General features: G+C 37.6%; 13 protein-coding genes and 1 pseudogene. 1 reads left to right on the top strand and 13 read right to left on the bottom strand.

Annotation, left to right across the window (positions count from 1 at the left end; all coding sequences use genetic code 11):
• A partial coding sequence (locus ACQRCC_RS15250; RefSeq protein WP_427851598.1) for a helix-turn-helix domain-containing protein occupies positions 1 to 891 on the top strand: 891 nt, incomplete at its 5' end.
• A gap of 29 nt (positions 892 to 920) precedes the next feature.
• Here the strand turns inward: ACQRCC_RS15250 and ACQRCC_RS15245 are convergent.
• The 13 genes and pseudogenes from ACQRCC_RS15245 to ACQRCC_RS15185 form a co-directional block, all read right to left on the bottom strand.
• Entirely contained in the window at positions 921 to 2,039 is a 1,119-nt protein-coding gene (locus tag ACQRCC_RS15245) for an STAS-like domain-containing protein (RefSeq protein WP_427851597.1), read from the bottom strand.
• 106 nt (positions 2,040 to 2,145) lie between these two features.
• Positions 2,146 to 2,832, bottom strand: a complete 687-nt coding sequence (locus tag ACQRCC_RS15240) for a hypothetical protein (RefSeq protein WP_427851596.1) — start codon at positions 2,830 to 2,832, stop codon at positions 2,146 to 2,148.
• Between the two features lie 29 nt (positions 2,833 to 2,861).
• Positions 2,862 to 3,386, bottom strand: a complete 525-nt coding sequence (locus ACQRCC_RS15235) for a GNAT family N-acetyltransferase (protein ID WP_427851595.1) — start codon at positions 3,384 to 3,386, stop codon at positions 2,862 to 2,864.
• A 99-nt stretch (positions 3,387 to 3,485) separates the two neighbouring features.
• Positions 3,486 to 3,818, bottom strand: a complete 333-nt coding sequence (locus ACQRCC_RS15230; protein ID WP_427851594.1) for a DUF3784 domain-containing protein — start codon at positions 3,816 to 3,818, stop codon at positions 3,486 to 3,488.
• A 36-nt stretch (positions 3,819 to 3,854) separates the two neighbouring features.
• Positions 3,855 to 4,376 carry an N-acetyltransferase family protein gene (locus tag ACQRCC_RS15225; RefSeq protein WP_427851593.1) on the bottom strand — a complete coding sequence of 174 codons (522 nt, stop codon included), beginning with the start codon at positions 4,374 to 4,376 and terminating at the stop codon, positions 3,855 to 3,857.
• Positions 4,377 to 4,414: 38 nt separating this feature from the next.
• Positions 4,415 to 5,296 (bottom strand): DMT family transporter, encoded by an 882-nt coding sequence (locus ACQRCC_RS15220; RefSeq protein ID WP_427851592.1) that lies wholly within the window; start codon positions 5,294 to 5,296, stop codon positions 4,415 to 4,417.
• Positions 5,293 to 5,520 (bottom strand): annotated as a pseudogene (locus ACQRCC_RS15215) (DUF5131 family protein); the annotation flags it as partial. The pseudogene ACQRCC_RS15215 and the gene ACQRCC_RS15220, both read right to left, overlap by 4 nt.
• A 52-nt stretch (positions 5,521 to 5,572) precedes the next feature.
• Positions 5,573 to 5,998: a GNAT family N-acetyltransferase gene (locus ACQRCC_RS15210; protein WP_427851591.1), complete on the bottom strand. Its 426-nt coding sequence runs from the start codon at positions 5,996 to 5,998 to the stop codon at positions 5,573 to 5,575.
• Positions 5,999 to 6,079: 81 nt separating this feature from the next.
• A complete protein-coding gene (locus tag ACQRCC_RS15205; protein ID WP_427851590.1) occupies positions 6,080 to 7,255 on the bottom strand; it encodes a DUF6070 family protein in 1,176 nt (391 codons plus the stop codon).
• Between the two features lie 24 nt (positions 7,256 to 7,279).
• On the bottom strand, positions 7,280 to 8,467 hold the full coding sequence (locus ACQRCC_RS15200) for an HD domain-containing phosphohydrolase (protein WP_427851589.1): 1,188 nt from the start codon (positions 8,465 to 8,467) through the stop codon (positions 7,280 to 7,282).
• Between the two features lie 12 nt (positions 8,468 to 8,479).
• On the bottom strand, positions 8,480 to 8,656 hold the full coding sequence (locus ACQRCC_RS15195; protein ID WP_427851588.1) for a cysteine-rich KTR domain-containing protein: 177 nt from the start codon (positions 8,654 to 8,656) through the stop codon (positions 8,480 to 8,482).
• Between the two features lie 166 nt (positions 8,657 to 8,822).
• A complete protein-coding gene (locus ACQRCC_RS15190; RefSeq protein WP_427851587.1) occupies positions 8,823 to 9,599 on the bottom strand; it encodes a WD40/YVTN/BNR-like repeat-containing protein in 777 nt (258 codons plus the stop codon).
• A 24-nt stretch (positions 9,600 to 9,623) separates the two neighbouring features.
• Entirely contained in the window at positions 9,624 to 10,322 is a 699-nt protein-coding gene (locus ACQRCC_RS15185; RefSeq protein ID WP_427851586.1) for an alpha/beta hydrolase, read from the bottom strand.
• Positions 10,323 to 10,385: the final 63 nt, after the last annotated feature.

Raw genomic sequence — 10,385 nt, 5'->3', positions numbered from 1 at the left:
AAATGCAGTTTAAATAGAAACAGTCAAAATAAAGAACTTCAACCACATGGAACCTTAGAATTTCCATGTGCTTGTTATGAGTCAGCACACTCCAATTCTATAGCTGATTTTATTCCCTGGCACTGGCATGAAGAGTTTGAAATTATTTACATTACCAAAGGATCGATGAAGCTTCAGGTATCCGCTGATACTTGCTTACTTCATGCAGGAGAAATTGCAGTCATAAATACAAATGCACTGCATTCAGCATCCGGAGAACCTTACTGTGAACTTCAGTCTCTTGTTTTTTCTCCACTTTTAATTACCGGCAGCGTTAATTCTGCATTTGCTTCTAAGTATATTATTCCAATGGTTTCATGCTCTCATTTTTCATGTATGGTTTTGAACGATAAAAACCAGCCTGTATCAGACTGGTTTTCTACTGCATTTGAAGCATTAAAAAATGATGAATTTGCCTATGAATTTATTGTTCGGGAACAACTTAGCACCATCATGCTGTCAGTATATTCTAAGCTGGAACCTTATCTTGATGAACCGTCCCTTCACCAGGATATAAATTCTATTCGTGTAACCAAAATTCTGAATTACATAGAACATCATTATTCAGAAAATATCACTCTTTTCAGCATCGCAAAAACAGTTAATATCAGTGAAAGAGAAACACTTCGCTGTTTTAAGCGGATTACCGGAGAATCACCAATCCAATATCTGCTTAAATACAGATTAATTCAAAGTGCATCCATGCTGACAGAATGTCCTGATAAAAACATTTCTCTTATTGCAGAAAAATGTGGCTTTGTCTCTCCTGCATACTATACTAAGAAATTCAAAGAATTCTATCTTTGTACTCCAAGAGAATACAGGAAATCTTTTCAACAGCATAGTCTGTGAAGTTTTAAAACTCCTATTGCAGTTGGATTCTATTGTGTTGCTGTCATATTAAAACGTACGTGCTTAATCATACCTAATACCGACTCATTCGCATTAATTGCACGAAGTTCAATATCCGGATACTTATTTTGAAATACCCGGAATACTTCATCTGCAAACCCCTGTCCCATAAACTCTACTCCTGCGAAATCAAAATCAATATGTTTGAACTCCTCCAGGCGAAATAACACTCTTCTGGCATGGGATCTTGCAACCGGTTCCCCACACAGACAGGTATCTTTCACCGGAATAACTGTCCTTGAAAAACCTTCGTCAATTGGAGCAAACATGTCGAACACCTCCTTCATCGTCCTGTTTGTCTGATTCGAAAGTTTCATAACTACCATTGTACCAATTCTTTTAAGCTTTGTATAATATGCAATCAAATGCGATTGCACAAGTTTGTCTTCTTTATAATATCCAGTGTGAAAAACTGCATTATCCGACCATACCGCAAATTCGTCCATCAGCTTGGAAGAAAAGAAAATCCCCTCACCGGAATGTGATTCTTTATTTGTTGTAAACTTCCCTTTATACAACTCTATAAGCGCATCCTGATTATCGACATGTTGCTTTAACATACCTGAAAGCACACTTTTAATATTTTCAAATATCCCTATTCCATCATCCGTAATAGAAATCTCAGTATACAAATAATCTTTCTTCACATGGCAATAAATCATTTGCGACTTAGAATGTTCAATAGCATTATTCATAATTTCAGAAAAAACATAACTCCAAATTTGCTTTGCTTCTTTTTTGTCATTTTTCAAAATAGATTGAATATCTCCAGAATAAATTCTGTCTTCACTCAGCCCAGCCTTCTGATTATATACAAAATCCCATTCCCGGCAAACCAATTCAAAACCAATTCCCGTATCCTTTTCTATTATAATGGCATCTCGCAAACAGTTCTCTAATAATTGTTGTACTTCTTCCTCAGATATGCAAAAATTATCTTTTGTTTTCTGGAAATATTCCGTGTCTCCAGCTCTTATCTTTTCAAGTAAATATCTTTTACTACTTTCATATCTTATATTACCAACTGGCATATTTCCCTCTCTTTCACGCTTTTGTACCATCGATTTCCTATATTCAGAATTTAACATAACTCTTCTTTTTTGTCAATATAAACGATACATTAAGAGGGCAAAAAGAGAGACTATGTAAACATTATAATGCCGACATAATCTCTCTTTTGTATTTTCTCTATTATTACATCTTCCACTCAAAAATCTGCGTCCATTCCCTGTTCTCACACCAGTACACCGTGCGCTCCGTCACATCATAAACCATGGATACCACTGTCGGGCACACCGTCTGTGCCGTTGCTTTCAGCACCTCAAAGCAATCGTCTACATCAAAATGATCGTCTGCCTGTTCCATCATGGCAACTGCCGTCTCATACCGATCCATTCCCATCCATGGATGAACCTCACTATCACCTTTGAAGGGAGAAAAATTCGTAAGAACTGAGTAAACCGGCTTCTCTTTGTACTGGTAACCCTGTCCGGGAATTATCTGAAGCACATTTCCTTCTCCGTCTGAAAGCTGTGCCTGAAATGTGACGCCCGGAATGCTGCAAATCTTTTCACTTTCGGCAATCCTTCTAATTTCGCTCAAAGTCCTTTTTTCAAGGAGCAGATCAATATCCAGCATCAAAAGATTATTACGATCCCCGTCCGCAGGATTACTCCTGTCATCAAACGACCAGCAGGTAGGCATGGCAACAAAATCTCCTCTCGCATTTGCCCCAAACAGCGGCATCCAGCCTTCCTTCTCATCGTAAATTGCGATATATACACGCTCATCTTCTGTTACAACTTTATATTTCATATCCAAAATATCAAGATTCCATCCTATAATCGTTTTCTTTCTATTTGAAACAATACTTGTACACATACGTCCTCCACACTTCCAATTTCTATGTATTATATTCTAATGTTTTTTACCACATATCGGTAATGCGGCATATCCTCGCCCCTATAGTGCTTTGTCCAGGAATCCATTATCGTCATGCCATTTCTCAAAGCCACTTTTTGAGACGCTATATTGGTATCACGAATAATAGAGCATACTTCATCAGCATGAAGTTTTGTAAAAGCATATTCTTTGCATGCTTTTGCCGCTTCCGTTGCATACCCCTGATGCCAGTATGCCCTCTGGAGAAGATAACCGATTTCCAGAACTTCCCCGTCTTTCCACGGCTGCATGGTAAGTCCACACTGACCAATCATTTCGTCGGATTCTTTCAGGACAACTGCCCATAATCCAAACCCGTATTTTTGATAACGGGCAATCTGATTATCAAGCCATGCCTGCGTCTCAGTATCATTGAATGCACCGTTATATGCATACATCGTCTTTTCATCCTGCAGTATCCTGCTTAATGCATCAAAGTCAGATTGTTCCATCTCCCGCAGATAAAGTCTGCACGTTTCCAATATTTTCTTCATAAAGCCCTCCTGTAAAATTCCACGGCTCAGTTCAATTCAAACAACGACAGTTGTTCCCCCGCTTCTGTGTCCTCAAACTGATGTAAATATTTATTTTGATTACTTTCTGCAGACCGTATTGATAGCTATAATCATAACCAGACAAACTGCAACTATAATACCGGCAGCAACATACGCAAAATTTGCCGGAAGCACATCCTCGAAAAGCCCCATGATCAGAATCAGAATTGCAACAACGGCCATTCCCACTCCCGTCAATCTGCACATTTTTTTAGCATCGAACTTGTCCTTTTCCTCTTGTGAAGCAGTATTATAGCCAGCAATAAGGCCGCTTCCATGTCCGGAAATCAGAATAATTGAAAGAATCACAAACATAATAAATACTGCCCATATAATCCAATCCGGACCATGGGAAACATCTGATAACTTCATACACAACACCTCGGTTCTATGCTTTAACGAATTAACCTACAACATTTTCTCAAGAAAGAGGTGATTGCCATGTGCAATTCTATCTCCCACTTTCTTAGATGCAGTTGCAACAATTTCAAATCCTGCTTTCTTATATAATGATATTGCAGGGATATTCTGGCTTCCGGTGTCTAACCGCAAGACTTTACAGTGGTTACATTCTGCCAGTTCAACTGCATATTTGATAAGTGAGGAAGCAATCCCTTTTCCAGACATAGCAGGCCGTACCATAAGCAAATGAATTACCATAACCTCATCTTTTCGGCAATTCTTTCTCCATTGGATATCTGAATACTCTATCGGCTGAACTTTATCAAGAATCATACTTCCTGCAATATTACTATTCTCCTCATATATGTACAATGATCCTGTATTTACAGCTTTCTCTGCATCTTCTCTGGTCGGATATACACCCTTTTTAAATACAGTAAAGGCTTCGTGTTCTATTTCATACTCAAAATGTTCATTATAAGTATCTTCAATTCTATCAATATCATCAAAAACAGCTTTTCTAATCATAAGGTCCTCCGTGCATCACGTTTCTGCCGAAATCCATCCTATCGTATCGTATCTTTTACCATAAAATATGTGCTGATCACCATGATAATCAAAGCCAGATAAAACTGAATCCCTGGTCTCTCGCCCAAAAGCAACATACTGAAAGCAACTCCCAAAAATGGAGCAATGGAATAATACGCACTTGTTTTGGCAGCCCCCAGATCCTTCTGTGCCATAATATAAAAATTAATACTCAGTCCATATGCAACGAATCCAAGTATCAATACACAAATCAGCCATCGCAAAACGGGTATTCTTTCCCCAATAAAAAGTGCCACAAAGAAACTTCCAAGTCCTGAAAAAATTCCTTTAATGACAACAATCTCAACTGAACTTTTATTACTGATCATTTTTGTACAATTATTCTCAAAGCCCCAACACAGACATGCCCCAAGCACAAACAGGGAACCCTGATTAAACACAAAACTTCCTGCGCCCTCAAAACTCAACACAGCACTTGCCAGAGTCACTAAAGCAATTGCAATCCAAAGTCTTCTGGAAATAGCTTCTTTAAAAATGAGCAGTGCAATAAGTGATGTAGCAACAATTTCAAAATTATTCAATAAAGATACATTTGCGGAATTCGTCATTGAGATTCCAAACATCAACAAAATTGGCGCCAGAATATCTAAAACAACCATCGCTGCTGTATATGGCAGTTCTTTTCTCGTTAGCGGTTCTCTTTTCACTTCTTTGCCACTTATTTTTTCGACCAGGCTATATGCCAATAATCCAAGACCAGCTCCAAGATACAAAAACGAAGCCATCATCGTAGGCTCTACATAATTTAATAATATCTTGGATATCGGTACATTAATTGCATATAAGGCTGCTGCCATTATTGCATATATTATTGCAATACTCTTAGCCTTTTCTATCATTTTATACTTTTCCTTTCATAGTCAATCCCCGCACGCCTTGCCTGGCTGCAAAGATCCTTCACTTGTAACGTGTATTGTTTTCCATCCATTATAAAAGGCGTGCCACACTGTCTGAACTGAAAGGAAACATTCTGCCTGATACACTGCTCCCTGATATCCAGTACCCAGTCATAGTCTAATACTCTGGCATTGCGGTCAGATTCTCCACCAACGACCACAGCCTCTCCACGGATCCCATCGTCCCATATATTCATTCCTCACCGAATTTCGATTTTTCTATTTCAATTTCTTTTTCAAATAATATCTGCAATGGTTTTCCGGACAATCTTCCAAAACCCCAAATATTTCATATCCATGCTTTATATAGAAATCTTTTGCCTGAAAATCAAATGTATCCAGATGAATCAGAGAACAATTTTCCTCTGCTGCAATTCGCTCAATTTCTTTTAATAATTTTGTCCCCAACCCCTGTTTTCTATATTGCTCATCAATCCATAGAATATCTATGTAAATGACCTTCCAGCAGTACATCTTCGCAAGACATCCTGCAATAATATTACCCTTTTCATCAACAATTTTTTTATGGATATTTATAAAATTGGTTCCCTGTGTTTTTGCAACTTTGCTTAGATTATACTCCACCAGTCTATTACAAATAAATTCAGCGTCATTCCGTTCACAACTCAAAATATCAAACCGCATATTGATCACCTTTCACCCCTTCATATATTACTTGTTTTGACAAAACATCCTATGAGATAGTATAACATAGTATTTTCCGAATTACTGATAATATTTCTCCCACTCTTCATCCGATAATCTGGGCATATACCATTTTGCTGAAGCATTTTCATCTGAATATATCACTTTATTCGATACATATTGAAACTGTCCATTTTCCAATGGCCGAAGTACCAGTTCACTGCAAATTGCCTGATCCAGCTCTTTTATTATCCACACTCCTTCTACCAGGAGTTTGATTGTTCCATCTTCCTGTTCTCCATAAGAAACTACCTCCGGATAAGGTTCATAGGGAAGTTCATAACCATACCTTCCTCTGGACCTGTACCGATATGTCTGACGTTCCGGATTATATACCGTATTTTTCTCTATATCTTCACTGCTGATTTGAAAATATGTTTGTAACACTTCTTCAAATTCAGCTTTGGGAACTTCGTATTCTTCTCCTTCATACTCTGATTGGAACGGCACGTCCGTCCCATACTTCATACGATACATTCGTTCATATAAGTCATAAAATTCCAGATTGGAATAATCCTGCTCATTCCAATCAACAATCAGCATATTATTCCATTCGTATCCGATCGGTGCAACATACGCCTGATTTAACTCTCTGCAAATCTTATCAAGCGGTTTTACCCGAAATCCTGTCTGTCCCGGCGCACCATCATAGCCAGACGGATGGTATTCTTCCACAAAAAAATATCCTTTGTCCGTATATTTCCATGTATAGGCCTCGAATTCATGATAATAATCTGACTTTGGCTTGCCATCTTTCCATTCCAGCGAACTTACAATCACATTCATCTTTCCCAAATCGGTTTTCATATCATAACGAATGAACTTACCGCCTGTCATCGTAGAAAATATCGTGACTTCTGCTTTCTTTTCCTGCTCTGCTTTTTCGCAAAATTCCTCCACTAGTTCCGGATGAACCATATCAATCTGATTGTCCCTGTCCACTGCCGCATATCCTTTATTTTCAAAATACTTAATAACTTCCTGCTGCAATTCAAGTGTATCCAATGTATTTTCCTGAACAGCTTTCTCGTAAAGCTGTCTATAACCCTCTGCCAGGCTTTCTGATTCTTCCCGAATACTTTGCTGACTATTCTGCTGTTCATTCTCTTCACCGCTATTATGCAACTCACCTTGGCCACAGCCGCTGCATACAGTCAATATAATAAAAACAAGAATTGCCAAGTAATTAAGCTTCAATACAACTCCCTCTTTCTTTTATTATTATAACAAACTTTCATAGCAGGTTTCCAGTGCTGCTCTTTGCTGTATGAATAGCTTTCCAAGTTCCGCATCAAAATGTTTTCCAAGAGATTCCTCAATAATGGAAAATGCTGTATCAAACGAATATTTTTCTTTATAGCAACGTTTACTTACCAGTGCATCAAACACATCCGCCAATGCCATAATTCTTGCTTCCAGAGGGATCTCCTCTCCCCGTAGTCCTGATGGATATCCCGTCCCATCCCATTTTTCATGATGGTAATGAGCCACATTCTCAGCAATCTTTCTAAATTGTATATCGTCGGAATTATGCAGAATCTTAGCCACAATCTGAGCCCCCTTTTCAGGATGGGTCTTCATAATCTCATATTCCTCCTGCGTAAATTTACCAGGTTTTCTTAATATGGCATCATCAACTGCGATTTTTCCAAAATCATGAAGAGGTGCTGCCTTAATAACACACTCAAAGAAAGAATCCCCCTTCTTTGCATAAACCGGATTTTTTTGAAGAACTTCCACAAAAACTCTCACACATTCACTTGTCCTACGAATATGCCCTCCTGTATTGCTGTCACGATCTTCCACTGTATCTGCCATGCTAAGGATAATATCATTCTGCATCCTGATAAGGCTTCTTGTCTTTTTCTTTACCTCTCTCTCCAACTGTTCGTTGTATTGTGTTTTGTATTGAATCATTTCCTGCAGAATCTTTTCATTTTCCTCCATAAGCTTTTTTTCTGCTTCCAGATGCCGTTCTTTTTCTTCCAGTTTTTTAGCATCATCAATATCTAGGAGCACACACCAGTATTCATCTTCTCCTTCACTGTTTGTTATCCTTTCACCGCGGTCTTCCACAAATTTCCAGTATCCATCTTTACACCTTACACGATACTGAATACAATAAGTATCTCCATCTTTCAGGGTGTTTTCTAACTGGGAAATCACTTCCATTTCATTTCCTGCATCTGCAATACCTTTCATCGTTCCACCGGAAACCTCCATAAATTCTTCCAATGTATATCCAAACATATTTGCAAATCCTTCAGAAATGTACTTGAAACTGCAGCTTCCATCCGCTCTCTGAATCATAAAACCGCCTGGAATAAATTTTGTAAGAATATCCAGCTGCTTTTTTTCCAAATCCTTTATCTCATTTGTCTTTAATAATTGATCAACCAATGCACTCATGTTGTATCGCCTCTACATATAATTCTGGCTAATCAGTTTTACTTTATAGTGAACTGCCCTTATCAACATTTCCCGTTTGCACTTTGGGCAAAATAAAGGGAAATCCTTCAACTCTGTTGTCTCTAATATCTGCAAACGGGTTTTTCCTCCACAAATCGGGCATAATACCCATTTTTTCATATCGTTCATTTTAAGCACCTCTTTTCATACAAATAGCATGATAGAATACTATTATATGTTTCCTTCGTAGCTAATATTTATTAGCTGTATTATAAGCTAATACTTGTTAGCTGTCAAGCCCATTTTATGTGCTATATGCATTTTTAGTAATTTTATTATCATAATCATTAATGCTTTATTCATCTATCCTGGGCTTCCAGCTTTCTCCATCATCCTCTGAAACAAAAACAATTCCCTTTGTTTCAGAAGAGTCTATAACAGCATTAATTTCAAGTTTCCCATAATTCATAGATGGCATTTCATAATAATCATAATCAGACAATGTGTATCCTTTTTCTATTGCGGTTTCCGGAAGTGTCTTTACAAGTTCCATTGGCAATTCAATTTTTGAAAAGGTAGAGCCTCCATCATGGGTTACATATATTTGAGAATAGGTACCTAAAGTATCAGTAATACCAATATATCCATTGTCTTTTGTTAAAAATTCTATTCCTTCTGCCAAACCTAGTCTCCCATCAAAAGGATCCGCATTTGCCAAAGTCCAGTTCTTACCTCCATCCATAGTTTTTTCGAGTTCATAATATTTTGAACCCGCAGCAGAATCTGTCACAATTAACCGAAATCCTGTCATATTGTCTTTTTCTAAAAATACTTCCATGATATTATTATTCTCATCATAAGCATTTGCTTCTTCCATTGCCTGTTGTTCTCTTATAAGTGCCTGCTCATCCTGCTTTCTATTATTTGAAGTGATCATATAGAAAAACATGACAGGAAATGATGTTATTGATATTCCTATAATGAAAGAAGTTCGCAGCATAATTTTATTCCCCAGTTTATACTGCGTCCCACGTTTACAACAAATGAAATATCCGATAATTGATGCCATAGTAATAATCAGACCAACCATTAGCACTAAAACTAATACTGCAATTCCAGCAAATTGAATCATTTTTTGTTCTCCAGTAATAAAATGTTAAAGTCTGTCTCTGATCCAAAGTCTGAAAAAATCAAGCTCTGGTTCTGTGTGAAACCAATGTTCCCCACCTTTTTGTTCTGTCAGTTCACATCCAAAACAGTCCGAAAAATGTTTTACATAAGAATACTCAGATAACGTATCTGTTTCACCACGAAGAATATATGTCTCATGCGGCCAGTTTGTAATTGGATGTTTGCGGACGTATTGGTAATATGGATAATACAGGGGTTCTATATCATTTTCCACTTTAACCATTTTCTTAAATTCTTCCTCGGTAATATGACAATAGCCCATGAGATTATGAATGATACGTTTCATATCCGTTATAGGGGAAAGAAACCATGCACGTTCTATATCAATTTCAGGAAAAGTAAGCAATTGAAAATACGCACCCATACTACATCCAAACAGCGAAATCCTTTGTGCGTGTTCTTTTGCATAACCATACATGAGCATCAACTCTCTTACGCATTCATCCGGCGTAAGGAAGTCCGTTTCGTAAACTCTTTCCCCATGCTGTGGTAAATCAAAACTAAGAACCTGATATCCATGTTTTATCGCTTCATCAGCAAGAACCCACATACAGTCATCAAGTTTTGATGAATGGCTTCCGTGTGCTGCTATTATTATTCTATCGCTTGATTCTCCCCAAATTAAGACAGGGATTCCATTAACTCTTATTTTATTTAAGTTCATGTTATTGCTCCTAAAAAATCTACAACTTATAATCATCCACTTTATTTTCCATTATAAATAAAG

Origin of the sequence: Sporofaciens sp. SGI.106 (genome assembly GCF_050314255.1) — a bacterium.
In the GTDB taxonomy this organism is placed as follows: Bacteria; Bacillota; Clostridia; order Lachnospirales; family Lachnospiraceae; genus Claveliimonas.
Note: the sequence above shows the minus strand (reverse complement) of the source record. Positions and strands in the feature narration are given on the sequence as shown.

Bases quoted from the DNA above. Each gene is read 5' to 3' on its own strand.
- ACQRCC_RS15245 (WP_427851597.1), bottom strand. From the start codon at position 2,039: ATGTTAAATTCTGAATATAGGAAATCGATGGTACAAAAGCGTGAAAGA.
- ACQRCC_RS15240 (WP_427851596.1), bottom strand. From the start codon at position 2,832: ATGTGTACAAGTATTGTTTCAAATAGAAAGAAAACGATTATAGGATGG.
- ACQRCC_RS15235 (WP_427851595.1), bottom strand. From the start codon at position 3,386: ATGAAGAAAATATTGGAAACGTGCAGACTTTATCTGCGGGAGATGGAA.
- ACQRCC_RS15230 (WP_427851594.1), bottom strand. From the start codon at position 3,818: ATGAAGTTATCAGATGTTTCCCATGGTCCGGATTGGATTATATGGGCA.
- ACQRCC_RS15225 (WP_427851593.1), bottom strand. From the start codon at position 4,376: ATGATTAGAAAAGCTGTTTTTGATGATATTGATAGAATTGAAGATACT.
- ACQRCC_RS15220 (WP_427851592.1), bottom strand. From the start codon at position 5,296: ATGATAGAAAAGGCTAAGAGTATTGCAATAATATATGCAATAATGGCA.
- ACQRCC_RS15210 (WP_427851591.1), bottom strand. From the start codon at position 5,998: ATGCGGTTTGATATTTTGAGTTGTGAACGGAATGACGCTGAATTTATT.
- ACQRCC_RS15200 (WP_427851589.1), bottom strand. From the start codon at position 8,467: ATGAGTGCATTGGTTGATCAATTATTAAAGACAAATGAGATAAAGGAT.
- ACQRCC_RS15195 (WP_427851588.1), bottom strand. From the start codon at position 8,656: ATGAACGATATGAAAAAATGGGTATTATGCCCGATTTGTGGAGGAAAA.
- ACQRCC_RS15190 (WP_427851587.1), bottom strand. From the start codon at position 9,599: ATGATTCAATTTGCTGGAATTGCAGTATTAGTTTTAGTGCTAATGGTT.
- ACQRCC_RS15185 (WP_427851586.1), bottom strand. From the start codon at position 10,322: ATGAACTTAAATAAAATAAGAGTTAATGGAATCCCTGTCTTAATTTGG.